This window comes from Streptomyces sp. NPDC001219 (assembly GCF_053597915.1).
The window spans coordinates 21,095-45,926 of the sequence record NZ_JBSFJF010000056.1 but is presented as its reverse complement, the minus strand read 5'-3'; the positions used below and the strand labels follow the sequence as shown (position 1 = coordinate 45,926).

Here is a 24,832-nt window from a genome sequence, read left to right as displayed (position 1 = left end):
GAACTGCGCATCGCGGAAAACACCGTGGCCAAGATCCTGCGCCGCGCCGCCGACCGCATCCCCGGAGTACGCGCCGCCAGCTGCCGCCTGACCCCCAACGAGGCCGGCACCACCGTGACGATCACCATGACCCTCGCCGCCACCCTCGACCAACCCCTGCCCGGCCGAGCCGCCCAAGTGCGCCGGGCCGTCGCCGACGCCTCGGCACACGAGATCGGCCTCGCCGTCAGCAGCATCGACCTGAGCATCGTGTCCGAACTGGAGCCCTTGACGTCCGCCGAACCCACCGAACCCACCCCACGGAACGGAACCGGGCCATGATCACCGTCGACACGGCCAGCATTGAGCAGACCGCGGCCCGGGCCGCGCTGGCAGTCCCCGGCGTGCAGGAACTACACCCCAGCCTGCGCCACTCCCTGGCCGACGCCGCAACCCACCTCCGGCGGACCTTCGGCTCACGCACACCGTTCCCCGAAGCCGGCATCCATGCCAGGCACACGTCCGAAACCGATGCATGGCACCTCGAAGTCCGCTGTGCAGTCAACGACCACCGCCGCGCCCTCGACACCGCACGCGACGTCCGTGAAAGCGTCCAAACGGCCGTCAGCTCACAGTTGAAGGCCCGCGGCAGACCAGCAAGCGTCACCGTCGTCGTCACCGTGACCCGCATCACCGGAGCTCGAGCACCACTCCACCTGTGCGCCGACCTGTAATCCTCACCTGCGTGAAAGACGTTGGGGCTCTCGGGCCAGGAGGCGGCCGACGGTCAGATTTCGTCCGGCCGGTCTCATGTGGCTGATGCCTGGCTCGTTGTCCTGCCCCCAGGGGCCGGGGAGCTTGACCGACGCGGAGCGGGCCCGGTTGCGGCCGCTGACGGAGCGCACGGAGGATTTCAGTGGGCGAGGTTGTGGCCTGGGCACTGAAATCTTCCGTGCGGCGGTCCGCGACCGAGCGGGTGCACCGGTTGGTTCAGGGGGGAGCTGCGGCTCTCTGCCGCCCATTCCGCGGGTGCGGTGGGTCAGCGCTTGACGCGATTGCGGACAGCCAGGACCGCGAGGCCGAGCAAAACGGGCTCGGTTACGCGGGATGCCATCTCGATGTAGGTGCCGGCCGTGGTCAGGTCATTGTTGGAAGAGCGGAACACCACCGAGTTGAGTGTGACGTTCAGGGCATTCTCGAAGCACTTGCCAGTGAACCTGTCTTTGGTGGGGATCTGGGGGTCCGCCTTTTCGATCTCGAAGGTGACCTTGCCTCCACCGGGCGGCACAGTGCCGGTCGCTTGCTGCTTCGGGTCGTCCTTTGGGAGCCCGAAGCCCATCAGCAGCACGATGGTGACGACCATCGCGGCAACGAGCCAACCCAGGGCGCGGGAGGCGCGCAGAGCACGGCCGGATAGTTGCCGTCACCGCGCGTCTCGGAGGACATCACTGAAACCTTCGGTGCGGTACTGAAAGACGCACTGAAATGAATCGTGCGCTACTGACAGTCATGGCGTAGACGGCGCCGCACCGAGCAGTCTGTCCATCGTCCGAGGCCGACCCCGCCCAGCAGCGCACCCTCTTCCTCGACCAGTACTCCGGCAAGGTGCTCGCCTCCTACGGCTGGCCCCAGTACGGCTTCCTGCCCAAGCTCGTTGAGCAAGGCATCGCCCTGCACCATGGCGAACGGTTCGGCTGCCCAGCCTCCTGGGCTCCCTCGGCACCTGCCTGGCCGTCATCGGCATGGCGATCAGCGGCGTTGTCTAGGTTCCTCGAACTCGACTGCTTCATCCCGTACTTGAGGTGGACCTCGGCTGACTGTCACTCGGACAGAAGTTCCTGTGCCAACGCCGTTGATTCAAGGGGTTGTTTGAAGCTTGGGGCGCAGCTGTACCCTTGTGCGACAACTGGCATCGGTTCTGAACCCCGGACGCCGTAGAGGTCTGGACCACGATGTGTCGCATGGCTCCCGGGAGTCGGCGTGTTTCCCGGCGCAGCGTCGCCGATGCTGACTTTGTGCTGACTTGCTGACCTGGAAAAGCCCTCTGACCTGCAACGATGCCTTGCCGTGCCTCTTCGGCTTCCATTGGCATCAGGTTGGTGGCCGTGTTGCGGGTGTAGCGGGTTGGCCAGCATCTTTGCAGCTCAGAGGCGGTGCAGGTCGGATTGGTACATGTGCATGTGTCGCCACCTGTCACCACCTCTGGCAGGACGCATGCTGACTCAATGCTGACTTTCCTGACGATACGTCAGATCTATCTGATGGTGCGTCACGGCGTCCTTCGTCTGACCTGGATTGGGGAACGGGTGGCCTCGGGCAGCGAGCGGCTCTGCAGGCTCGATTTTCGGAGTTGGCTCGCCATTTAACGTCTTTCTTGGGAATGGGCTGGCTGACATTTTGAGGGGCGCTAGAAGCGGGATGGCTTATCTGCAGTGCACCTTCGTGAGCTTTGTATCCGCCGCTTCCCTGCGGCCCTAGGATTGCCTCATGGTGCAGAGGATTGTCGCCATTTTCACGGACGACCTCACGGGCGAAGAGGCGTATGACGCTGCTACCCACACCTTCGCTCTCAGGGTGTGTCGTATGAGATCGTCCTCGAACCCGGAACCCTACGGGCGGACGCTCGGGGCTTTCGGCCCTTCCGCTAAGGCGGCCCGGAAGGCTGGGAGGTCAAAGGGTAGGCAGCTGAGCGCTTGGCCAAGGCTGGAGAGGGTGCTGCAAGGATCTGTGCGTGGGCGAGGGAAATGGCTACGAGGTCAACGACCGCGGCCGAGTGCCTGCTGAAATCCGCGACGCCTTCCACAAGGCGCACCGGCAGACGTGAAGAGCTTGGAGCCCCCAGGGTCAGGGGTCTCTTCGCCAAGTCTACTGGGGTGCGAGGTGCGGCGCCCGTGTGCTTGTTCTGTACGAGTTGCAGGCGACCGTAGGGGTGTCGCCGTGACAGTGGGCGTGTGGGGTAGAACAGGTCTGATGCCAGTATGCGCAGTCACTTGTTCACCGTGCCGACGTAGTGGCCGCCCGTCTATCTGGAATGGATCGGGGCGTCGCTGTGCATCACTGTTAGCTACCAAAGCGGAAGGTGATCCCGCCGAGCGAAATCGCCACCGCATCACGCGCCTCGTTTGCCTTGCATCGCCGGCACTACTCCGGACTCCGCCATAGTCGGTGGATCGGATGTCACATTGCCGACCGCGTCCTATCAGGTGGCTATCCTTGAACAGTGTGTGGGTCGGCAAGTCGCCCGTCAGCGTTTACTTCCGGCTCTAGGTGAACAAGGTCTTCACCACTGCTCGCTGCGTCGACGGCCAAGACGCTGGCAAGCCGGACGCGCAAAATGGCGGCATGGAGCGTGGAAAGCTGCCTTTCAAAAGCGAGGTCTCGGAGATCAGTATCAACCGTTTCAACGTCCGTCTCCACCACTCGGCCCCGCGCGATGTGTATCTGCGCCAGGTGATCAGAGTCAGATGGTGAGTAACGGCACGATAAGTCCTGTCGCCGTGTCCACTGTGAACGCAGTCTCGAGCGTGGTGAACAAGCAGGTAGGGCACATTCATGTCCCAGCCTTCGATCGGAAACTGGTCGGGGGCTTCCTGCTCGTATTGGACCGTGACGCGCTGCCAACCCGAGCTTGAAGTAACTGGCCGCCGCAGGGTGACCCTCACGCCCTGGCCCGAAACACGCACCAGTCCTCGCCCGCATCTACAGCAGCTCCTCCGGTCCGACACACCACAGGCATGGCGGATCACCTCCGCTCGCGCGGAGAGCACGACGTCGTCGGAGCCGGCGCACATCGAGATGATGGATCACCTCCGCTCGCGCGGAGAGCACAGCACCGGGTGCAGCTGTGCCCAGCGCAAGTCCGGATCACCTCCGCTCGCGCGGAGAGCACAGCACCGGGTGCAGCTGTGCCCAGCGCAAGTCCGGATCACCTCCGCTCGCGCGGAGAGCACATCAGGAATGCCTGGGTGTGTTCTGTACCGGGCGGATCACCTCCGCTCGCGCGGAGAGCACGGGCGAGTTCCGCCCCGTCGACGCCGAACGCCTGGATCACCTCCGCTCGCGCGGAGAGCACGGGAGAACCGCGTTCGTCCTGCCGTCCCGAAACGGATCACCTCCGCTCGCGCGGAGAGCACCCGGTGTCGCCGCCGGTGGCCTTGCCCGGCACCGGATCACCTCCGCTCGCGCGGAGAGCACGTGTACTTGACCAGCTGCTCGTCGGTGGCGCCCGGATCACCTCCGCTCGCGCGGAGAGCACCCTTCGCGACCTGCAACGTTAGAAGTCCTTTGCCAATTCGTGATCCTGTGAATGCTGGTGGCGCATTCCTTGAATGTACTGCGCTGGCACACCAGGGGCATGCCCACTGCGGGCACCTCCGTCTGCGCGTCTTGGGCCGGGCAACCGGTACTTGGCGACCTCGCGCCCACTCGGGGCCTTGCCCGAGGTGACGCGCCTGGCCCGCAAGCTGCGTCAAGCCGGAGCCGAAGTGGTGGCCGTCCGTTGCTGAGGGCTGGTGGCGGAGTGTTCAGCGGGTGCCGGGGCCATGACCGCCGCGGGGCAAAGGACCGCGGCGAAGATCTGCGTAGGTGCGGACCGTTACGCCGGGTTCCCCTGGCGTGCGCCAAGGTGTGGAGGGCCCCGAGGAGAGCCACAGCCCGCCGAGCGCGGTCGCGGCCTCGGTAGCGGTCGCTTCGTCGACTGCGGTGATGTCGCAAACGACCAGGCCCGGCTCGCACAGGTGCTCTTCGGAGGTCTCTATGGTCAGCCAGATGCCCTTCGCCCGCCGGACAGTTCGCTACAACCGTGGAAGTCACCCGGACCTGGCACCCGCCGCTCCTCGGATGCCTGAGGCGGGACGCGGGCCACCCGACCATTGGCCCATTGGTTGACGTGACCAGGTGCGGTGGGTAGACCCATGACGCTGACTCCACCTCACCTGACCCGGGAGCCCTATGTTCTCCGCGCGCCGCCTGGCCTCCGCCCTGGCCTGCCCGCTGCTGACGCTCTCCGCAGCCGCGTGCACTCCCGGCACACCCCACCAGGGCCCGAAGCCGACCTCGGCGAAACCGAGTGCTTCCTCCGACGACAAGGACAGCACCCTGCGCCTGTCGGACGCGATACGCCAGCTGAAGGTGGCCCGCGAATCCCGTAGCGGATACGAGCGGGACAAGTTCCGGCTGTGGACCGACGAGGACCAGGACGGCTGTGACACCCGCAGGGAAGTTCTCCTCGCCGAGGCAGTAACCAAGCCGCGCCAGGGAAAAGGCTGCAAGCTGACCGGCGGTAGCTGGCGCTCGTACTACGACGACAAGACCGTCACCGATGCCCGCAAACTCGACATCGACCACGTGGTGCCGCTGGCTGAGGCATGGGACTCCGGCGCCTCGAAGTGGACCGCCCAGCGCCGTGAACAGTACGCCAACGACCTGGGTGCCGAACGCAGCCTCGTCGCAGTGAGCCTGGGGCCCAACCGCACCAAGGGAGACAAGGACCCGGCTGAATGGATGCCGCCGGCCGAGGATGCGACGTGCACCTACGTCGCCGACTGGGTATCCGCGAAGCTCCGCTGGAAGCTGACGGTCGACCGCGCCGAGCGGACCAAATTGCAGAAGGTGGCAGCTGGCTGTCCAGGTACGAACACCACCTTGGCGCCGGCCCCATGAGGTCGGCGCGGCACGGGCAGCTCCCTCCGGACGTGCCCCCGGGCGGGCCGGTGACAGGATCTCCCCTCCGGTCGGCAGCCTGGCCCGAGACGCTGTGCCCGTCGCCTGCCGATCCGTGTTCTGCCCCGTTTGGTATCCGCCCCGGACCGTTCCTGCCCGGCGCCCTCTATCGTCCCGGCTCGTCACTCAGCGACCGAGCCCGAGCGGCTCTCTGGGCTGGTCGGACCGGACCCGCCATCCGGCCACCAGGGCCCGGGCGCGCAGAGCTGCCTGAGGCTCCTCTTGCCGCTCGGGCTTGTTGCCTGTTCGCGTACTCAGCCATGCGATGCGGGGCGCGTCGAAGCTGAGCACAGTCAGCGGGAACCGGATAGTTTGGCTGATTCTCGTGTCCTTCCAGCAAAGTCCACCAAAAGGTGAGCAGTGCGTGTCGAGGCTGTGCTTTGATGCCGTCAACGCGATCGGGGGAACGCGGAGTTGACCTGTGGTCCCTTGGTCGGCCGTGACCACCACAGGGGGTACAACTTGAAACTGGCGAAGCTGCTCACCACGGGAGCCGTGGTCCTGAGCGTGCTGGGAACAGCTGCACCTGCCGCCACGGCTGCTCAGCCCAAGGCCGGCCAGCTGCGGGTCACCATCCGCCCGACCACCCACCAGACAGACACTGCGGGCCGCAGCGCCATCGCCGCCGCCTCGTGCACCATCAACCGGATCACGATCAACCGGTTCAGCGAGTGCGAATGGGTCGCCGTCCACGTCGACGTCATCAAGGTCATCAACGGCCGACCCGTCATCGAAGGCACCGCCGACTTCAACGTCAAGCACCAGATGACCCTGAAGGCGAGCTCCGCGAACTGGAGCGAGAAGTTCACCGTCTCCAAAGCGAAAACCACCCGCGCCGGCAAGGGCGTCCACCTGAACATCGCCGCCTCCTCCGGCGGCGGCACCAAGGCCGGCATCCACTTCCCACAGGGCCACAGCCTCGACAGCGCCGCCTCCGGCACCGTCAACTACACCACGGGCACCATCGCCAGGAAGAAGATCAACCCCAAGGCGAAGACCACCTACGGCTACACCTTCACCAAGCCCGGCTACAGCTCCGGCAAGACCTCCTACGCCTCCGCCGTCTACCGGTGCGACAACTACTACGGCACCACCGGCTGCGCCATGACCGAGGCCCCCACCGCCATCAATCTGATCACCCTGCCCCGCATTTCCGAAGGCATCCGCAAACTCCGCTCCCACGGGGGCCACTACGGCGACCCCAACGGCGGCAAACCCCTGCACTGGATGATCAACGCCACCCAGCAGCGCAAGAACCGCCAGGCAGTCTGCAACCACCCCGTCCCCCCGGACATGCGCCGTGCCGGACGGACCTCCTGCGACGAGTACCCCTTCGCCTCCACCTACGAAGGCGGCACCCACCTGGCTGCCAGCCAGCGCACCATCACCTGGGTGAAGAAGAACGAGAACGACGCTCAGGGCGCGGGCATCACCAACTGGCGGCGTCAGTTCCACGTCATGGACCACGACCCCTTCTACGTGATCGCCTGACGACCGGCCCCGCGCTGCGCTAGACCAGGGTGTCTGCCTCCCTCCGTCGCCGGGCGGCAGACACCCTGCTCAAAGAAGGAGTCAAACCCATGCTGGTCCGTGAAGCGTCCTTCACCTTCGAGGTGGGGGAGAGCGGCTACCTCATCGGCTTCACCGAGCACGACGACTACCCCGACGAGATGCCCTATGGCTGGCACTGCGGACCCGCAGGCAAATGCAGTGCGATCGTCCTGACCGCCACCGACACCGGCCCCGTCCGCATCGCTCTCCAGGTGCACGATGGACCACCGGCGCCCGAGACCGATCCCGCTTGGGACCCCGCTGAGGAACTCAGCCTCCAGGCCACGACCTCGCCCCTGCAGCTGTCGACGCTTGAGGCTGGCGACATCCTCGACGCCTGGCCCGCCGACCAGCCGCCCCTCCATATCACGGCAGCCCCCGACAGCGGCGCCTGGGTACGTCTGCGTCTGCACTGCTACACAGACAATCGCGAGCCTGGCCTCGGTGACCGGGGCGAGCGCCACCTCATCCAGCTCTGGCCTGCGCCTCAGAGCCCGCCCCAGCACCCGCCCCTCACCGAAGCACACCAACGCGACCGTGCCGACTACGCCAGGCACGCCGCCATGCCCGTAGAGGACTACACCACCACCTACCCCTACGAGGTCATGGGCCAGAACGACTGAACCCACAGCAATATCGCCCTTCGGCAGGACGACCAATCGGCCGTCCACTGCAGGCAACCGCCAACGGCACGTCCTCTAGGAGGACCCTGCCCGAGCGACTGGCGCATTGATCTGGATGGCAGTTCACCTCCGCCTGCACGGAGAGCACCAGCAGGGCACCGTCACGTTAGCAAGCACGACCGGCTCACCTCCGCTCGCGCGGAGACCACGCCCCTCTCCAGCAGGGGCCCCGGCCCCCGCTGGGCTCACCTCCGCTCGCGCGGAGACCACTTCAAGCTCGCCGACCACGGCATGAACGGCGCCGGCTCACCTCCGCTCGCGCGGAGACCACCCTTCGCGACCTGCGGCGTTAGGAGCGCTTTGCCGATTCGTGATTCAAGGAATGCCGGTCATGCACCCGCCTGAATCTACCGGGGGCGCACGGCCTCTCGCAGGCACTGACCGGCCCACGCGACCGCGCACGGCCGCCTGCGCGGAGAGGACAGGATCTGGGGCCACAACAGCGAGGGAGAGCCGATCGCGTGGGTGGGCAGCGCGCCCGACGACTGGTGAGAGCGCATCAGGTCGTGCCGCCGCCTCAGGCTCCCGGGAACCGGCCGGGCTCTGACCCTGGCTCAGTTTCTCCTGGCCACCTCGACCACACGGCCTGGCGGTCACGAATCCGAGGATGAGCGAGGGCGAGCCCGGGAACGCCGCGCGGATTCGGAGCGGACGGAACGCCGCCGAGGAGCTCGTCACCGCGGCCGGCAAACTCCTCGCCGCCGCGTAAGCCCGCGTCGACACGTCCCGGGAGCTCCGCGTGTTCCAACGGAACGATCGTCCAGCACGTCGCCGTGAGCGAGCGCTGGGGCGCCTACGGCAGGGTCACCGACGGCTTCGACGAGAGCTACACCGTCGACCTGCTCGCGCCGCGCACGGGCAATCGCGGTGTGGGAGCACAGGAGCGTGGTCCGCGTCTGGGACGGCCCGGTCGACGAGGTGCTGCCCGCAGCGGTCCGGCCGGGCGCGGCCGGTACGGTGCCCACTACGACGTCGACAGCAGCAAGGGGGAGAGCGTGGCGAAGGTTCGAGACCGTGGCGAGGTGCTGGGCTTCGGCCTGGCGGCCGTGCTCTTCCTGCCCGGGGTCGCCTACCTCGGGATTGCCAACGGCCGCGAGTTCATCGACAACGATTTCTTCGCCTTCATGTACTGCCTGGCCAGTGTCGGCTTCGCGTCGGTCCCGCTGATGTCGTGGCGCCGGGGCGGCGGCCGGTACGCCGACCCGGGCTTCGTCCGCTCCGCCTGGTTCCCGTGGCTGTTCACCACCGGGCAGGGCGTCGCCTACAGCGCCCCGCGCGGCGACGCGAACGTCTTCCTGCTGGTCTTCGGATGGGGGGCGTTCATCTACGCCGGGATGGTCGCCCTGTACTTCCTCGGCCGCGCGCTCTGGGGCACCGACGACGGCCAGGCCGTGCCAGAGGTCGACAACGACACCGTGCGGCCGGAGACCAGCGCCTGAGTGACGATCAACCGGTCACCTGCACGGTGACGTACAGGTCTCCGGGCTCGCCGCCGTGTTTCCCCGGTGCGCCGAATTCCCTGAGCCGGATTTTCTGCCCGTTCCGGACACCAGCGGGAATGCGGATCTTGAAGGTGCGCCGCTTGCTGGCGACCCTGCCCTCCCCTCTGCAGATGGCGCAGTCCAACACTCTCGTCTCGTCTCCCGTGGTGGCGCACGCAGGGCAGTTTTCGTGGGCGGTCATGCGCATCGGGATGACCGCACCGCCGGTGGCTTCGTCCGGGTGGAGCCAGACCTCGGAAGTGACGTCGGCCCCGCGGCTGGGCGGTGGGGTGTCACCGAAGTAGCGGTCGTTGATCTCTTCGAGGAGGTCATAGACCTCATCTGCGCTGTCCGGCCGATGGGCGGGGTCCTTGGCCAGGAGCCGGGCGACCAGCTCCTCCAGCTCTACCGGAGCGTCCGGGCGCAGGGTGCGCAGCGGGGTGGGTGGTTCGTTGAGGTGCTGGTTGATCAGGTGCCAGGAGGTGCCGGTGAAGGGCCGGCGGCCGGTGGCCGCCTCGTAGAGCACACAGCCGAGCGAGTACAGGTCGGAGCGGTGGTCGAAGGTGCCGGACAGCGCTTCGGGGGCCATGTAGGCCGGGGTGCCGATCAGGACGCCGGTGGTGGTGATGTCGTGCCGGGCGTCGCTTCCCTTGGTGATGCCGAAGTCGACGACGGTGGCCTCGCCGTTGTCCCGAACCATGATGTTGGACGGTTTGATGTCCCGGTGGGTGAGGCCCGCCTCGTGCGCGGCGTCCAGGGCATCGGCGACGCAGGACGCCGTGTACAGGGCCTTTGGCAGGGGCAGTCGGCCGGCTTCCAGGACGGCGCTGAGGGACTTGCCGGGGAGCAGCTGCATCACCAGGTAGGCGTACGGCCGTCCGTGGTGCATCGCGGAGCCGAAGTCGTGCACGGTGACGATGCGGGGATGGGACAGGCCGCCGGCGACCGCAGCCTCGCGGGCGAACCGGGCCGCCTGCCGGTCGTGGTCGGCGCTGCCGTCACCGGTGAGGACCTTGACCGCCACCAGCCGGTCGACCTTCGGATCGTGTGCTTGCCAGACCTGCCCGAACCCGCCCGCACCGACTGGCTCGATCAGCCGGTAGCGGCCGTCCAGCACGGTCCCTGCCTGCACGACTCCCCCTTCGGTGCGCGACATAACGCGCGGTGTACCAGACGTGTACCCGTAACGCTACGCCGGGACAACCACCAGTAACAGCGGGATCTGATCTATCAGTTGGCTCGGGCCGTGGTCCGTAGTCCAGCCGACTTCGGGACGCTCATCGCCGTCCCCGACCCCCGGGCCGCCCGCTCTTGCCGGCCCGGCGCAGCGCGGCGGCGGGACACCTCAGCCTGGCGGCGCCGCTCGGACCGGGCGGCATCGAACGGAGTCGGCGCATCGTCCGGCACGACGACGTCGGTCTCCGGGAATGCGCGACGGCTGAGTTCCCGCATCGCACGGTTCTGCCGCTCCACCGCCTCCGCGATACCCGGGTCCACCCGGCGCGACGGCGCGACCTCCTGGTGGGCGACGAGTGCGCGGCGGTCTGGGACGGCCCCGCGGTCGAGGAGACTTGGCCGGCGATCCCGCCGAGCGGGACACCGTCGGTCTCGGCGAGCTGACGCTCCGAGGCCCTGGTCGGGGCCCGGCTGCGGACGGTGCGCATCTGATCGTCCGGACGCTGCGCACGTGGTGTGTCGCCACTTGGGTCTTGGTACCCGGCATGCAGTGGCTGACGAAAACATATTCCCCGGGCCTCCGCGGCGGCCCGGGGAATATGTTCGTGTCGCTTCAGAGCCCGCCGCAATGCGATGCGGAACATTCGGGCCCGATGGGCTCCAAGAAGAGCGCAGGGGCACTCATCACGAGCCGCTTTCAGTCGTTGCCCACCTCGAGCAGCCAGCCATCGCTCTCCTCGGTGCACATGTAGCCGGCCTTGTGACCGTTGTCCGTCAGCGCTGCCCCCTTGTCCATGCACGCCTTCTGGGTGGGGAAGCCACGGTATTCATCCGCTGCCTGCGCCGCCCCCATGCTGATCGTGGTGGCCGCCGCTATACCAGCCAGGACGACAGCTGCCTTGCTGAGCTTCTTGCGCATATTTTCGCTCTTCCGAAGTATTTCCGTGGACGATCGCCACGCTGCCCGGCCCCGCTAATGGATCACTAAATGATCACTAACGTTCGGCACAGGGCCCACGACGAAGGCGGCCCGCCCGAGTGATCCACCCCGGGGCGCCGGGGTGCCTCTATGTCTTTCGTCAAGCAAGGCGTGGGGTTCTGGGTTGGTAGAAGGTGCTGTCGCGGAGCATGGCGAACAGGACGCTGATGCGGTGGCGGGCCAGGCGGAGAAGAGCCTGCGTGTGGGTCTTCCCGCGGGCCTGGCACTTGTCGTAGTAGGTGCGGGAGGGGGGATCGTGGAGGGCGGCGAACGCGGACAGGAACATCGCCCGTTTGAGCTGCCGGTTGCCGCCTCGGGGTGCGTGTTCGCCGTGGATCGAGGTCCCCGACGTTTTCGTCGTCGGGGCGAGGCCGGCGTAGGAGGCCAGGTGGGCGGCGGTGGGGAAGCTGGTGCCGTCGCCGACGGTGACCAGCAGCACTGCGGCGGTCCTGACCGCGACCCCGGCATCGAGGTCAGGACCGGGGAAAGAGGGTGGGCCTCCAGCAGCTGCCCGATCTGTGCTTCCAGGGCTCGTCGCTGTTCGTGGACGGCGGCGAGCGAGCGGGCCAGGGACAGGATCACGACGTCGAGGGTGCCGGTTCCCGGGACCACGACGGTCTGCTCGTCGAGCGCGTCGAAGATCTCGTCGATCAGCCGGGCGGCCATGCGCGGGGCCTTGGGCCGGATCACCTCAACGAGTTTGCGGCGTCCGGCTTGGCGCAGGGCGGCTGGAGATCCGTAGCGTTCCAGCAGCCAGGTCACGGCCTGGTGGTCCAGGCGCGGCCCGAGGACGCGCTCCAGGCTGGGGTGGAACTGGGTGAGCAGGCCGCGTATCCGGTTGGAGGTGCGGGTGGCCTCGGCCGCCAGGTCCTGGTCGAAGCCCACCAGCACGGTCAGTTCAGCGGCTACGAACCCGGGCACGTACACCGCTTCGCCCTGCTGCGACTGGTGCTGCCGGACGCCGCCGGCGTGCCCGCGGCCGTACTGCTCGCGCTGATCGGGCTGTCCTGTCCGTGTGGTGGCGCGGTGACCCGGCACGCCCCTGGCACGGCGCCTTGCTGCTCACTGGGGCGGCCCTGCTCCTGTTCTCCCCGAATTCTCCCTGGTACTTCCTGCTCCTGGTCGCCCTCGTAGTCATGGGTGGCCGTTGGGAGTGGCTGACCATCACCCTCGCCGGCACCGCCGTCTACCTGGCCGGCCGGCTCCTCCCCGTATTCCCCCTCCAGGCATGGGCCTACGGATCCGCAGTGCTCGTGATCGCCACCGCCGCGTGGACCTGACGGAGGAGCTCCGAACGTCGGCAGAGCTTCGAGAAGAAGTCTTCCGGGCACGATACCGATCGTGCTGCTGGGCCTGATCTGTCTGACCATGACTTACGCCTTCACCATGCTGCGCCGGGTCGGACAGAGCCTGATTCATCATGCTCCGCCTGGCGCGGTGCGAAGTTCTCCACTGCCCAGGTGGCGATCTGGGTGCGTGAGTTGAAGCCGAGTACGGCGAGCAGGCGATAGACGTGTCCTTCCACCGTGCGTGGGGACAACACCAGCTTGGCGGCGATCTGCTTGTCGGTCATACCTTGGGCAAGCAGCTCGATCACCTGCCGTTGTCGTCGGGTCAGGGCCGTTGGTGGGTGCTCGGGCCTCAGGGGGGTCGGCGGGGTGGGGGGCTCGCCGAGTGCGTAGTCGGTTGCCTGGTCCAGTGTGAGCTTGGTTCCCCTCTTCACGGCGGCGGCATAGGCGGTATCGCCGAGGGAGCCGCGCAGCCGGGCTTCGCATTCGCTGTGGTACTGGAGGAGGCGGCCGAGGCCGGGCAGTGCGATGCCGACCGACAGCCAGGCCGTTTGGGCGGCACCCAGGAGGGCAGCGGCCTGTTCACCACGTCCGTCCTGCGCTGTGGCCCAGGCCAGGGCCTCAAGGCACTGGGCCGCGCCGAGGAGATTACGGCCGGATCGGACGATGCGCAGCCCGTCCTGGAGCAGGGAGATCGCGCGCTGGGTGTCCCCACAGAGCCAGTGCTGGAGCCCGAGAAGCCACAGCGCGTTGGAGCGGGACCACCGCGCATCGTGGGCGTCGCACAGGGCCAGGCACTGTTCCGCCATCGCGGAGGCGCGCGGGTCGCCGGTCAGCCAGCAGGCAATGGCGAGGAGGAACAGGGCTGTCCACTCAGCCCAGAGGTCCGCGGTGGCGCGGTGGCGGTCGAAAGCCTCCTCCAGCAGGCGCACCGCTGCGGGGAAGTCTTCTCGGAAGAGTGCTGTCAGTCCAGCGAACTGCACGGCGTGGGCCAGGGATTCCGCATCGCCCAGCCGTTCCGCAAGGTCCTGGCATGCATCCAACCGGGCCTGCGCGGTGGAGACATCGCCAAGCAGTAGGGCCAGCCAGCCGTCGACCCACAGTGCTCTGGCTCTGGCCGGGGTCGGTTCGGTATCCCGTGCGAGGGCCTGGCCGAACCAACGGCGCTGTTCATCCAGATTGCCCGCGCCCAGCGCGTTGCCCCACAAGGAAGTGGCCAGGACGAGCCCGGCGTCCACCTCGTGCGGTGTGTTCAGGCAGAACTCCAGGGCCGCGCGGATGTTGGCGCGCTCCAGGTACAGACGGGTGGACCAGGTCTCTTGGCGTGCGCTGAACCAGTCGGCTTCCGCCCTGGCGGCGAACTCCCGGTAGTGATCGCGGTGTCGACGCTGTACGACTGCCTCCTCCCCGCCCAGTCGCAGGAGATCGCGGCCGTATTCACGGATCGTCTCCAGCATCCGGTAGCGCCCCAGGCCGGGCTGAATCTCCATGGTCAGCACTGACTTGTCCAGCAACTCCGAAATGACACCGATGACTTGCTCACGGGCGAGCTCCTCGCCCGCACAGACCGCTTCGGCCGCTTCCAGGTCGAAGCCGCCACAGAAGACGGAAAGGCGTGCCCACCCCCACTGCTCTTGGGGGGTGCACAGGTCGAAGCTGCAGTCGATCGCCGCGCGCAGCGTTTGCTGACGCGCCGGGGCGGCACGACTTCCCTGGTTCAGCAAGGCCAGACGGTCACCCAGAACGGTGAGGAGCTGCTGAGGACGCAGCACCCGCAGCCGGGCTGCCGCCAGCTCGATGGCGAGCGGGAGGCCGTCCAGGCGGTGGCAGATACCGGCGACGGCCCGGCGATCGTCCTCACTGAGTGTGAATTCGCCGAGGACGGCCGAGGCCCGCTCCACGAACAGCTGCACCGCCGCATACCGCATCATGGCCTTCGGCGGCGGTGGCTGGTCAGGATTCGGTGTCGACAGCGGCGGTACGGTCAGCAGGGACTCAGCGTCGATTCCGAGTGACTGTCGGCTGGTCACCAGCACCTTCAGGCCGGGCGCTGCGGCAAGCAGCGTGCGGACGAGGACTGCACTGGCGTTGAGCAGGTGTTCGCAGTTGTCCAGCACCAGCAGCAGCTGCTTGTCCGCGAGGTGGTCGACCAGCATCGTGATTGCCGGCAAGGCCGATTTGTGGTCGAGGCCCAGCGCAGCCAGCACCGTCTGTGCGAGCAGTGCGTCGTCCTTCACCGGCCCCAGGTCCACCACCCATGCTCCGTCGGGAAAGGAGCGTCGAACGTCGCGAGCCACCCGTAGCGCCAGGCGGGTCTTGCCGATTCCTCCCGCACCCGTCAACGTCAACAGTCTGCTTCGAGTGAGCAATGTCCGTGCCTGCGACACCTCGCGTTGTCGCCCGACGAAGGTGTTGACTTCCGCTGGTATCCATCCAGCATCCCGTCTTGAACCTGCCATGGGACTCGCCCCGTCTTCCTCAATGAACTCGTAGCGACAATCGGACTTACGACGAGTTCCACGCTGGACCACCGCCGTCGGACAGGAGCGCGCCGCGTAAGTCCCAGCCAAGTGCCGGCGTACGGGGACCAGCGAGCCTGCGGAGGGCTTTCCTTACTTCCCCTGTTGCGGTGGGTGTCGGAGCCACGATTCCGCTGGGGACCGTCAAGGAGAACCGGACCGCTGTCCGTCGGCCGGCGACGCATGCGCGGCGATGGACGGCGTGCTCCCTGAACGCGTGGGTGCGGGTGCGGTTGTCCTGGCGGGTGCGGCTGTCGGACGCACTGGGGCCCGCGGGCGAGCCGGGCCGCTCCGGCGCGGCAGCCGCGTGTGACATGGGACTCCGTAGTTTGTTGGGTGGCTCGGGAGGACCGGAGGTGGCTTATGGGTGCGTGCCTTCAGTGGCTCCCAAGGCGTGTCCATGTCCGCCCGGACCAGTGTCATCCGCGAGGGCCCGAACCGGGACTTCTACCTCAAGAAGCGCGGCGAGGGCTGCAAGCATGTCCAGGCCGTTCTCTCCCCGGCCCGTCGGCGGGCCGGCGTTCTGTGGGCGCTTCTGCGCGACAGCAGGACGTTCACCTCCGCCCCGCCGGTCGCGCAGGCGGCTTGGCTTCGTCATGGAGACTCCCGGGGAACGAGACGGAAGATACGACTCATTCTTAAAGCGCCGGATCGGGCCAGTCGTCGTCCGGTAGACCCATAACCGGACCTGCCGCTAGTCGCACCCGCATCCCGGCCGTCATCCTCAGGTCTGACCTTCGGCCTGAAGAGGTGGGGCAGGGTGAAGTTTCCGACTCGTAGCGTCATCGCTTCGCGGCGACCTGGGGTGAGGGATACGGGCTCTCGGAGACCTCCCCCGCGTTGTGCTTCACCCCAGGCACGGACCGGCCCGGCTCCATCGGCAAGCCGATGTGCAGGAAAGGCCCGGCAGGGAGTCCTGCCGGGCCAATAATCCTCGCTTGATCAGGCTAGCTTTCGGGCTCACGAGGGAATTCCTGGTCTCCAAGCATCCCCTGTCGAAGGCTACCGAATATCAGGGATCGCGTCGTGGGCGTACTGGGCGTGCACATTCCGTCTAGAAGAATCGAAAGAGCGATGTCAGGGCTGTCCAAGCAGTACTGACAATTGTGCCCACATCGGAGGCAGAGATGTTGGATGTGCAGCTCTGCTGGTCGCTCTGCTTTGTTGAAAACACCTGACTGTCACTCTCCTGCTCGAAGCTCGAAGATGAATTACACGTCGTGCCGTACATGTGATACTTAGCGTTCACGTGTGGCCCGCCAAGGATCCAGACTGCCGTGATCTTGTCGTTATCACCGGAGCCGGCAAATGAACTACCGAGGGAATCGTCGAACTTGTAATCAGCCTTGTTGTAGAGCGTGAGTCGGCGGAGGGTTACCGTTGCCGAGATCTTCCCCGCTGGCAGTGTCGCCGTCCGGCACTGATCGACTGGGAACGATTCGATGGCGTAATGGCCCGAAGTCTCTGTGTCGCTCGAAGCATCCGCCTTGACCTTGTAGTCGATGGTTGCCCTGGCGGAGTAGCCTCCCCAGTTGCACACCTGGATCTTGTTTTCGCCCAAGTTGATCGCAGCACCATTGCTGGGCGCGGGCGGCGGGGAACCGTCAGAAGTGGTGATGGACCATTGCTGCTTCGTGTTGCCACCGTCGCATGTGCTCAGTTCCACCGCGCCCGTGTTTTTCAGGTCGAATTGAGTGAGGCACTTGTTGTCTCCGGCGTGGCGGATCAGGAAGTAGTTTGATCCGTCGTTCGCCGGCTGCAGAGTCCATGTTCCGGACGTGGGGCATGTAGAGGGAAGGGAGACGTGCGTATCAGACTGTTCGGCAAGACAGCCGCCGAATTTGCTTCGCAAGTTGAACAATCCGTCGGGGGTCGAATCAATGGATAGATTCGGCTCATCCTTAATCATCCATGTAGGGGCGAGCTTGGACCAGTCTCCATGCATGGGATCGTAGCTCAAGTCGCCATTGTCCCTTGCGCTGATGATGGCATTGGGCTTACTCGTTCCACTGTCCGCGTGAGCGGATGTAGCAGGGAGCGGGGCGATGACGACCCCTAGAGCGGCGACAAGTGCGGCCAGTATTCTGGCTGCTGTACGCGCCGGAAGGCTGTGTTGGCTGAGTGCGGGCATGTTCCATCCCCTGTCTCGTGAGGTGGAAGAATGGGCTGATGCGGAAGTCGACTGAGACATTTCCGTCCTAGGCGCTGCGGAGGTGCTGCTGCGCCGGTGGGCGTAGGGTCTTTCCCGGATCTCCGGGCATCGACAATTCCGCTGGTCGGATGACTGGAAACGTAGAGCTGCAGCGCTCCGCGCACAACCGTAGAATTACTTGGGTTGCTACCTCTTCCCCCGCACGGAAATGGATCTCGACCATTCACGCGCCATGCATGGAAGAGCTTGAGGCAGCACCGTGCGGTGCGACAGCACAGAGGCCGCTACGCTCCGCAGCTTGCCGAGCGAGCAGCGACGGCGGCCCTGCGCCTGCTTGACAAGGCGCTGGAGTTCGTCTGCCCCGGTGAACGGCGCTGCCCCCACCTGCAGCTGCACCGAGCGATCGGGCATCTCTCATCCAGCCCGGTGTGCCGTTCGACCTGGGCGAGCTGCCGGAGGCCGGATCTGTCGCGACGATCTCCCGGCACGCAGCCCAGGCATACGGCGTCGGCGACGCCCCCTGCTGGCCAGGCGGCTCCTGAAATCTCCCGATACCAAGGCGCTGGAACTGGCGCGGCAGGCATCTCGGTTCGCGCTGGAATAAGCCACCCGGCCCAACGGATCGAGTGGCAAATCGCCTTGGCCAACTGCCGAGGCACGTGCGTGTGTCGACGCTGCGGACAGCTTGGACCGCAATCGATGCCCGACCGAGTCCCGTGGCCTGCTCGATCAAGCGCTGGAGGTCCACGCCCGTCTCGGCGCCGACCGGGACACGGCCCGCGTCACTTCCCGCCTGCGCACCGCCGCTGTGCGCGAGGGCGTGCGAATCGCCGCTCTGCTCACCCGCGGCCTGACCGACGTGGAAATCGCCGCCAAGGTGGAGATCTCCCCGTGCACCGCCGAAGGACACGTCCACAGCACCCTGGCCAAACTCGGCGTCTCCCCCCCCGCACACAGGCCGCCACCTGGGCCATGGCCCAGCTCCCTCAAGCGCTGTAGAACGCCGATCCACGGTCTGGCGCAAGAAGCGTACAGAAGCGAGTAGTCATACGCTCCCCGGATCTCAGAGCGTAGAGCACTCTTGGTGGTGCACATCCGGCACTGCGCGCGGAACAGGCGGCGCGTGACGGTCGCGGACCACACATGCGGGCGTCTGTGGTGAAGCCGTGGACTGACGTGGAGCACCGGACAGGTGCCGAAGCCGGTCGGGCCCGCTCCATGAGTTGGATGTGCCGGTAGGGGGCCGGTGACCACTGGCCCGAACCGACACGGCGTCAGGGTTCATCTCCCTATCGGGTATGGCCGGACGGCTCGATTCGCCCCCGCGACGGAGGGGTCCGTCGCCCCCCGGGGCCTTAGCGGCCTGCGTCCTCATGTCCCACGTCCGACAGGAGCTCCTTCCCGTGACCACCGCAAGGGTATGGCTGACAGTCCTGCCTTGAGGCTCCCTTGCCTCAAGCAGTGGCGTGGCATCGCCACCCACTGCGACAAGACCGCCTGCCAAGCAGCCGTCGCCCTCGCATCGCTCCTGATACGGGCGTGACTTTTGAAGACACACCCTAGCCCTCGCCCTGATCAGGGCGAGGGTCTTCATCGCCCCGGGGCGGCAGTCTCCCCCGTCGTATACGCGGAGATTCCTTGTCGGCGTGCACCCACCGCGGGGGCCGGACTTCCGGCCGCCGTCGCCGCAGCCCTCTTTGGCGGCACCACCCGTATCTGCAGACCTGGCTCAACTCCTCCGGTCATGGGGCGCCCTTCCTCGCATTCGGCACCGTCCTCCTGCTGATCTGCGCGTTCGCTGTCTGGACGGATGCCGGAGACGAAGGACATTGCCCTCAACTGAGCCGCCTCCGGAGCCCGGGACTCTGTGTAAGCGCCCGGCGGCGCCCACGAGCTACCAAGAAAGTGAGCACCTCTCATGACCGAGTTGTCGGGAAGCCAGCAGGGTGAGGCGCGAGGGTTACGCCTCCTGACCATCGACTGCAGCGACAGTCGCGCGGGTGACATGAGCCCGCTGCGACAGCGTCGTGTGGCTCGCCTCGTGGCTCGCCGAACCGCTGTCCACCTCCCGCCCACCGCACATCCGCAACCCCCTCTCGAAACGGAGTAGTCAACACCATGAGCAGGGACCCCCTGACCGACCAGGAGCAGCAGGCCGGTCTCGACCTCGACCTTGACCAGTTCCACCAGCTGATGGGCCTGGTCGAGTACGACGAGAGCACCGACATGTTCCCCGTGAACGGGTGGGACGCGATCGTGTTCGTCGTCGGCAACGCCACCCAGGCGGCTCACTACTACCAGTCCACGTGGGGCATGGAGCTGGCCCCTCGCGCGCTCCCTGCGCCGCCCGCCCTCAGGGCGTCTGCGCCGGGCGGCGGACGCATTCCCCGACTCCGAAGTATTCCCCGCCCCGCACCCGAGGGCGGAGAAGACTCCCTCCGCGCGATATCGCGCGGTGTACGTCACTTGAGGGAAGCCGCCACTCTGCACGGGCCACGATGAACGGGATGTGTTGCCACGGCCAACTGGCGAGGACCCCACCAGAGATCGCAAGGCGATGGCTGACAGTCCTGCCTTGATGTTCCCCCGCCTCAAGCAGTGGCGTGGCATCGCCACCCACTACCACAAGACCTCCTACCAAGCAGCAGCCGGCACCCTCGCATCGCTCCCGATGCGGGCATGACATTTGAAGACACACCCTAGCTCCGCCAGTTCCGCTCGACTCAAGGAGCGGGAGAGCACGTTGGAAGGAACAGATCATGGCACCCTCAGCACGAAGAGCAAGACGAGCGCCACGAGGAACTGCGCTGGCAGCGGTAGGGGCCGACGCCGTCCCGATGGCTTCCGCCGAGACTGCGCATGCGCTCGACGGTGGCCTTAACTCGCTGACCATCCCTTGTTCTGTCGTCGCCATCGGAGCCGCCGATGGCTTCACGTTCTCGGGAACCCTGATCGGCGCGCGCTGGGCACTGACCGCCAACCACTGTCTTGGGGACACGGGGTACAGCGTGGATCGGGGTGACGGGAAGAGAGTCCGGGTCGACCAGCAGTACAGGGCTCCGGTCGGCGACATGGCGCTGCTTCACCTTGCCGCGCCTCTGGGCGGAGCACGGATATGGGGCGCTGTCGGTGGCGGATACATTCCGCTGGCCGCCAGCACCGACCGGCGGCCTCAAGCCGGCGACGTCGTGTATGCCATGGGCTACGGCAGCGGAGGGCGGGGAATCGCCGAACAGCACATCACATCGTACGGGCCCGACGGCAGTTACGGCATGACTGGTTCGGCATCTGCCCTCGGCGGAGCCGTCGCTTTCGTGGGCGACGCGGGCGGACCGGTCCTCCGCTCAGACGACAAGGGCGTTTTGACGCTCATCGGCGTCGTGAGTGGTGGCACCGTCATTGCGGAAGGCGGCTCGATCACGTGTTTCTCAGGTGGCCCCACCCTCTGGAGCACTGCCGGCAATGGAGCTCTCAACCGCGACTGGATCAAGAACACGACCGGGATCTGATGGTTCAGGATGCGCTCGTCCCATTGCTTGGTGGCGTTGTTGAACTCCGTGGACGTGACGAACTCGATCAGATGGCGATTCTGCTAGACCTCATGGACCGGAGAGCCTGCCCATGACGGACGCCCTTCAGAGGGCGGTATGTGGCTTGATGCCGTATCTGCGGTCACCGGAACATGTGGGACCGCAGTATCCGCGCAGGTCAGAGGGGCGGGCGAGGAAGGCGGCGGCCATCTGGGAGCGTCCGGCGTTGTGCGCGCAGACGAACAGGACCGAGCTCTTGGCGGCTTCAGGCACGGGCAGAGCCTTCTGGGGCGGCGGCTGGCGAGGCTGCCGGGGCAAGGGAGTTGGGGAAGTGGCGGCGGGCGGCGGAGATCACGTACACGAGGCCGATGAGGACGGGGCCTCTCGTCGGTCATCACTCGATGTCCTCATACCGGGCATCCCTCGGCCCGAAATTGCGCATCAGAATACGGTTCAGCTCGTACATGCTCGATGTCCTCTTCTTCGACGTTCAGAGGGTCTGGTCTGCGGACAAGGTGGCGTCAGACACCACGTTGTCCTTGGCCGCGATGTCGGGCTGGGAGGGGAAGCTGTCTCTGGGCATGACGGCGATGCCCATGGAGGCGAGTTCCTGAAGCATTTCGCCGGCGGCAAGGTCGCGGATCTGCAGGCGGTACTTCACGTGTGTCGCGTAGGTTCCGTCGGCCTCGTCGCTGATTTTGCGCAGGAACCCGTACTCCGCCAGGTGCCTGAGTGCCTTGTCGACCAGGCGGCGAGTCGCGGCCTGCGGGGTCTTGTCGCCCTTGGTTTTCCCCGTTGCGTTGCGTCGCAGGTATGCCCTCCAAAGGGCCTCCAGCCCGGGCCGCCCGGCAGGAGGATCGATGTCTTCGCCCGTCTGGACGATCCGACGCTCGATGTCGCTGGCGTGCGCACGCACCTGCTCGTCGACCATGGCCACCGAGACCCGCCCCACATACTCCTCGTCGTCGAGGTCTTCCGGACGGGGAAACGCCAGCGCCGCGATAGTCAACTGGGCTAGCAGGTACAAGGGCCGGTCGTCCGGATCGCGCGCAAGGTCGGACACCGACACGGCGAAGTCAGTTTCCGGAGTGGTGCCCAGAACCAGCCCCGCGCGCCGTTCGACCTCCAGGACCGTCAGATCGAAGCCCTTGGCGACCATCCGCACCATTTGGGCGAACTCCGCTTCGGTGTCGAAGCGCTGGATGTACCTGGCGTAGTCACCGGAGCGCGACGGTGTCTTGCCGCGCCCCATGGCGAAGGCGACCATCCGGGCAGCTTCAGCGATGTCTTCGCAGCTGTTCACGAGTTCTCCTGGTCCATGGATTCGGCGGCGGCGCCGTCGGCAGGCCGGCGAGGTGCGGGGAAGGGCGTCAGTTGCTCAGTCCCTGGTGGCGGTTCGGGCGTGGGGCCTGACTGTGTGCGCAGCAGCAGGAAGTCGCATCCGCCAAAGACCTCGTCGTCGAGTTCAGTACCGTCATCGATGGCAACGACGGTTACTTCTCCAGCGGCCAGTTGCGCTACGGGCACCTGGCGGAACAGATCCTGGACACGTAGGACCAGCAGCTCGTCCGTACCCGGACCGGTGCCCCCCGCGCCGGGGATGCGGATCTGCCGGAGCAGTTCGGACAGCCGAATGCCCTGCTCCGAGGCGCAGTTCAGCAGCAGGCGCACCGCTGTGTGCTGGGCAGCAGAGAAGCGGGTTGGCCCTTCAGGCTGCTCCCACTCGTGATCGGTCTGCACCGCAGCCGGCTCGATTTGCTGCTGCTCCGTGACCTTGGCCAGCGCCGTGAAGAAGTCAGGGAGGTACATCACGTGCGGGCGGACCGGTCCGAGCGCAGCGCGAGTGAACGTGCCCAGAGGCACCAGTGCCTCCTCGCGAGGTAGTTCCAGTACCGGCAGCAGGAGTTGGTCTTCCAGATGGACCCGAGCATGAAGGGCCGGTGCCACGAAGACCTGCCGGTCCTGCTGAAGACGGAACTCCGGGCCGACCCTGAAGAGCATTTCGACGAGGGTCGAATGGCGCTGCTGACAGTCTCCGATCAACACGTATAATTCTTCGAGCTGTTGTCGTTTGTGCTCATCGTTGGTGACCTCCAGCAGATCGCTGACGCGGCCCTGCATCTGGGCCTCCGCTTCGGAGCGGGCTGCCACATGGGCGATGGCCGTATCCACCGTCTCCTTGAGCTGACCGTCCCAGTCGATGGCGCGAACGTTGCGCTTCATCGCCTCCATCCGGTCCCTGATGTCCTTTGCGTAGCGGATGCTCTGGATTCGGGCATTCCGGGCGACCCGAGCGGCATCGGTGATCCGAGCGCGTTTCAGCAACGCTTCCAATTTCGCCTCGGCCGCGATCTGTTCCGATGCGATGTCCACATCGATGGCATGCACCAGCACGTTGATCGCGGCATCAGTGACGATCAGAGCCGCTTGCCCGGCCTCATCCGGAACTTCCTTGAGGATCTGAAAAGGGAACTCCCGTGCCTCAAAAATGCTCTCCGCCATGGAGCCCACCACGTGCCGGAAGGACCGGTCGCGCTGCTCGATGTTGATCAGGCGTTCGACCACCCACCGCCCAACCTCCTCGTACTCGCCAGGTGGCCGGCCGGGAACCTGCAGCGAGGCGCAGCCCGCGACTTCATCTACCACGGCTTCCTGCCGCACTGCGGTCCGCATATCGGTCCGCAGCATCACCACATCGATCGCCACGAGGCCCAGCTCACTCAACAGGTAGCCGCCCCAGCCCCTCTCCGTCTTCGCCTTGCTGCTGTCGAGCGCGAGCAAAGGACGCGCCACAGCTAACGCCTTCATCCGTAAGTTCACGCTCTCGTAGACCCCCGAAGGATCCTCAAATACCACTCACTAGCTCCCCTCCAGTGACGATGACGCCTTAGTGATTTCACGTTAAGGGACGGGTCTGACAACACATCAGGAAATCGAATGCAGGGCCGATTCCGGTGGGGCTGCGTCGAGTGAGGGGTCGTGCTTGTGTCAGGTGGAGTCGATGTTCCGATGCCTCGTCGATGTTCTGCTCGGCCCGATGCGAGAGCGGCGGGGTTCCCGTGCCAACCCCCGGCGCCGGCTCGTCATGCCGACACAGCCGACTTTGTCCTCGCTCGAACTCGCTGGTGGGTGCTGTGGCTTCGTTGGCCTCCAGCCCGGTCCAGGCGACAGTGCCGGTGGTTCGGGCACCAGGAAATATGGTCGGAGGCGCGATGGCTGAGGGTGATGTGCTGGGGTGGCGCAACAGAAGCCTCACGTTGACGGAGGGGCTTACGTGCGCATCTCGATTGACGTACCCGCTCCCAGCGAGGGTGTCGATAGCGATTAGTAATGGCGGAAACCGCCGGGCGACGAGGCTGGATACTGCTGAACTTGCAGGGTCATCCGTGGCGTTCTCCGAGGTGGCAATGCCGATCAGATCCTCCCCGCATCGACGTCATTGGCATTGATCCCGCCCCCACGCATCGCTCCCGTAGTCTGCGGCCCGGCCACTCTCCAGTGACTTGAGCGCATCCGTGAGGCGGGGCATGCGTCGAGAGGGGAAGCAGCGAACTCACATCCCGCCGGTCGAGAACTGTGACTCGCGCAGGTCCTTCTCACGTGCCAACTGGCGCCGACCGAGAGGAGGGTCGCGCTCTCAAGGCCAGCAGCACCTAGCGCGGCATCTTCATCGCTTCTTGGCGGAGCTGCCATCGGCTGGTGACGGCCGGTGGAGGGGGCGGGGCGCTCCCTGGTGGGGCCGCTTCAGACTGTCCGAAGGCCGGCTCAAGCG

Annotated in this window: 18 protein-coding genes, 6 pseudogenes and 1 CRISPR repeat array; of the genes and pseudogenes, 13 read left to right on the top strand and 11 right to left on the bottom strand. The window is 66.3% G+C overall.

Annotation, left to right across the window (positions count from 1 at the left end; all coding sequences use genetic code 11):
- Both ACWC9R_RS28540 and ACWC9R_RS28535 read left to right on the top strand, forming a co-directional pair.
- A pseudogene (locus ACWC9R_RS28540) lies at positions 1–321 on the top strand (hypothetical protein); the annotation flags it as partial.
- Complete coding sequence (locus ACWC9R_RS28535) at positions 318–713, top strand: hypothetical protein (RefSeq protein WP_450735785.1); 396 nt, start codon at positions 318–320, stop codon at positions 711–713. The pseudogene ACWC9R_RS28540 and the gene ACWC9R_RS28535, both read left to right, overlap by 4 nt.
- Positions 714–1,018: 305 nt before the next feature.
- Here ACWC9R_RS28535 and ACWC9R_RS28530 read toward each other — a convergent pair.
- Positions 1,019–1,396: pseudogene (locus tag ACWC9R_RS28530) on the bottom strand (pentapeptide repeat-containing protein); the annotation flags it as partial.
- 1,314 nt (positions 1,397–2,710) lie between these two features.
- Here ACWC9R_RS28530 and ACWC9R_RS28525 point away from each other — a divergent pair.
- On the top strand, positions 2,711–2,803 hold the full coding sequence (locus ACWC9R_RS28525; RefSeq protein ID WP_450735783.1) for an Lsr2 family DNA-binding protein: 93 nt from the start codon (positions 2,711–2,713) through the stop codon (positions 2,801–2,803).
- A 443-nt stretch (positions 2,804–3,246) separates the two neighbouring features.
- Positions 3,247–3,450: a hypothetical protein gene (locus ACWC9R_RS28520; RefSeq protein ID WP_450735781.1), complete on the top strand. Its 204-nt coding sequence runs from the start codon at positions 3,247–3,249 to the stop codon at positions 3,448–3,450.
- 268 nt (positions 3,451–3,718) lie between these two features.
- Positions 3,719–4,234: direct repeats of the CRISPR family, unit length 28 nt; unit sequence GGATCACCTCCGCTCGCGCGGAGAGCAC.
- A 268-nt stretch (positions 4,235–4,502) separates the two neighbouring features.
- On the opposite strand, the gene ACWC9R_RS28515 is transcribed toward ACWC9R_RS28520, so the two are convergent.
- A complete protein-coding gene (locus tag ACWC9R_RS28515) occupies positions 4,503–4,715 on the bottom strand; it encodes a DUF6207 family protein (RefSeq protein WP_450735789.1) in 213 nt (70 codons plus the stop codon).
- Positions 4,716–4,929: 214 nt separating this feature from the next.
- Between ACWC9R_RS28515 and ACWC9R_RS28510 the strand changes: the two genes are divergently transcribed.
- The 4 genes from ACWC9R_RS28510 to ACWC9R_RS28495 all read left to right on the top strand — a co-directional run bounded on the left by ACWC9R_RS28510 (position 4,930) and on the right by ACWC9R_RS28495 (position 9,373).
- Positions 4,930–5,640, top strand: a complete 711-nt coding sequence (locus ACWC9R_RS28510) for an HNH endonuclease family protein (RefSeq protein WP_450735779.1) — start codon at positions 4,930–4,932, stop codon at positions 5,638–5,640.
- Between the two features lie 522 nt (positions 5,641–6,162).
- Positions 6,163–7,191: a NucA/NucB deoxyribonuclease domain-containing protein gene (locus ACWC9R_RS28505; RefSeq protein WP_450735778.1), complete on the top strand. Its 1,029-nt coding sequence runs from the start codon at positions 6,163–6,165 to the stop codon at positions 7,189–7,191.
- An 89-nt stretch (positions 7,192–7,280) separates the two neighbouring features.
- The gene (locus ACWC9R_RS28500) at positions 7,281–7,874 is read left to right on the top strand and encodes a hypothetical protein (RefSeq protein ID WP_450735776.1); all 594 of its coding nucleotides are present in this window, start codon (positions 7,281–7,283) and stop codon (positions 7,872–7,874) included.
- An 833-nt stretch (positions 7,875–8,707) separates the two neighbouring features.
- Positions 8,708–9,373, top strand: a complete 666-nt coding sequence (locus ACWC9R_RS28495; RefSeq protein WP_450735774.1) for a hypothetical protein — start codon at positions 8,708–8,710, stop codon at positions 9,371–9,373.
- Positions 9,374–9,380: 7 nt separating this feature from the next.
- On the opposite strand, the gene ACWC9R_RS28490 is transcribed toward ACWC9R_RS28495, so the two are convergent.
- From ACWC9R_RS28490 to ACWC9R_RS28480, 3 genes and pseudogenes are all read right to left on the bottom strand, one after another.
- Complete coding sequence (locus ACWC9R_RS28490) at positions 9,381–10,571, bottom strand: protein kinase domain-containing protein (protein WP_450735772.1); 1,191 nt, start codon at positions 10,569–10,571, stop codon at positions 9,381–9,383.
- A 717-nt stretch (positions 10,572–11,288) separates the two neighbouring features.
- Entirely contained in the window at positions 11,289–11,510 is a 222-nt protein-coding gene (locus ACWC9R_RS28485; protein WP_450735770.1) for a hypothetical protein, read from the bottom strand.
- Positions 11,511–11,670: 160 nt separating this feature from the next.
- Positions 11,671–12,479, bottom strand: a pseudogene (locus tag ACWC9R_RS28480) (transposase); the annotation flags it as partial.
- Between the two features lie 146 nt (positions 12,480–12,625).
- Between ACWC9R_RS28480 and ACWC9R_RS28475 the strand changes: the two are divergent.
- Complete coding sequence (locus ACWC9R_RS28475) at positions 12,626–12,850, top strand: hypothetical protein (RefSeq protein ID WP_450735768.1); 225 nt, start codon at positions 12,626–12,628, stop codon at positions 12,848–12,850.
- A 101-nt stretch (positions 12,851–12,951) separates the two neighbouring features.
- Here the strand turns inward: ACWC9R_RS28475 and ACWC9R_RS28470 are convergent, their stop codons facing one another.
- Entirely contained in the window at positions 12,952–15,318 is a 2,367-nt protein-coding gene (locus tag ACWC9R_RS28470; protein WP_450735766.1) for an ATP-binding protein, read from the bottom strand.
- Between the two features lie 460 nt (positions 15,319–15,778).
- Between ACWC9R_RS28470 and ACWC9R_RS28465 the strand changes: the two are divergent.
- Positions 15,779–15,964, top strand: a pseudogene (locus ACWC9R_RS28465) (IS110 family transposase); the annotation flags it as partial.
- A 468-nt stretch (positions 15,965–16,432) separates the two neighbouring features.
- On the opposite strand, the gene ACWC9R_RS28460 reads toward ACWC9R_RS28465, so the two are convergent.
- Positions 16,433–17,338: an RICIN domain-containing protein gene (locus ACWC9R_RS28460; RefSeq protein WP_450735765.1), complete on the bottom strand. Its 906-nt coding sequence runs from the start codon at positions 17,336–17,338 to the stop codon at positions 16,433–16,435.
- Positions 17,339–19,648: 2,310 nt separating this feature from the next.
- Between ACWC9R_RS28460 and ACWC9R_RS28455 the strand changes: the two genes are divergently transcribed.
- From ACWC9R_RS28455 to ACWC9R_RS28445, 3 genes are all read left to right on the top strand, one after another.
- Complete coding sequence (locus ACWC9R_RS28455; RefSeq protein WP_450735763.1) at positions 19,649–20,032, top strand: hypothetical protein; 384 nt, start codon at positions 19,649–19,651, stop codon at positions 20,030–20,032.
- A 55-nt stretch (positions 20,033–20,087) separates the two neighbouring features.
- On the top strand, positions 20,088–20,213 hold the full coding sequence (locus ACWC9R_RS28450; RefSeq protein WP_450735761.1) for a hypothetical protein: 126 nt from the start codon (positions 20,088–20,090) through the stop codon (positions 20,211–20,213).
- 154 nt (positions 20,214–20,367) lie between these two features.
- The gene (locus ACWC9R_RS28445; protein ID WP_450735759.1) at positions 20,368–21,039 is read left to right on the top strand and encodes a trypsin-like serine protease; all 672 of its coding nucleotides are present in this window, start codon (positions 20,368–20,370) and stop codon (positions 21,037–21,039) included.
- Between the two features lie 213 nt (positions 21,040–21,252).
- Here the strand turns inward: ACWC9R_RS28445 and ACWC9R_RS28440 are convergent.
- From ACWC9R_RS28440 to ACWC9R_RS28425, 4 genes and pseudogenes are all read right to left on the bottom strand, one after another.
- Positions 21,253–21,333, bottom strand: a pseudogene (locus ACWC9R_RS28440) (phosphotyrosine protein phosphatase); the annotation flags it as partial.
- Positions 21,326–21,439, bottom strand: a pseudogene (locus tag ACWC9R_RS28435) (ACR3 family arsenite efflux transporter); the annotation flags it as partial. The pseudogenes ACWC9R_RS28435 and ACWC9R_RS28440, both read right to left, overlap by 8 nt.
- 111 nt (positions 21,440–21,550) lie before the next feature.
- On the bottom strand, positions 21,551–22,363 hold the full coding sequence (locus tag ACWC9R_RS28430; RefSeq protein WP_450735757.1) for a hypothetical protein: 813 nt from the start codon (positions 22,361–22,363) through the stop codon (positions 21,551–21,553).
- Positions 22,360–23,853, bottom strand: a complete 1,494-nt coding sequence (locus ACWC9R_RS28425; RefSeq protein WP_450735755.1) for a hypothetical protein — start codon at positions 23,851–23,853, stop codon at positions 22,360–22,362. The genes ACWC9R_RS28430 and ACWC9R_RS28425 overlap by 4 nt, the downstream gene beginning before the upstream one ends.
- Positions 23,854–24,832: the final 979 nt, after the last annotated feature.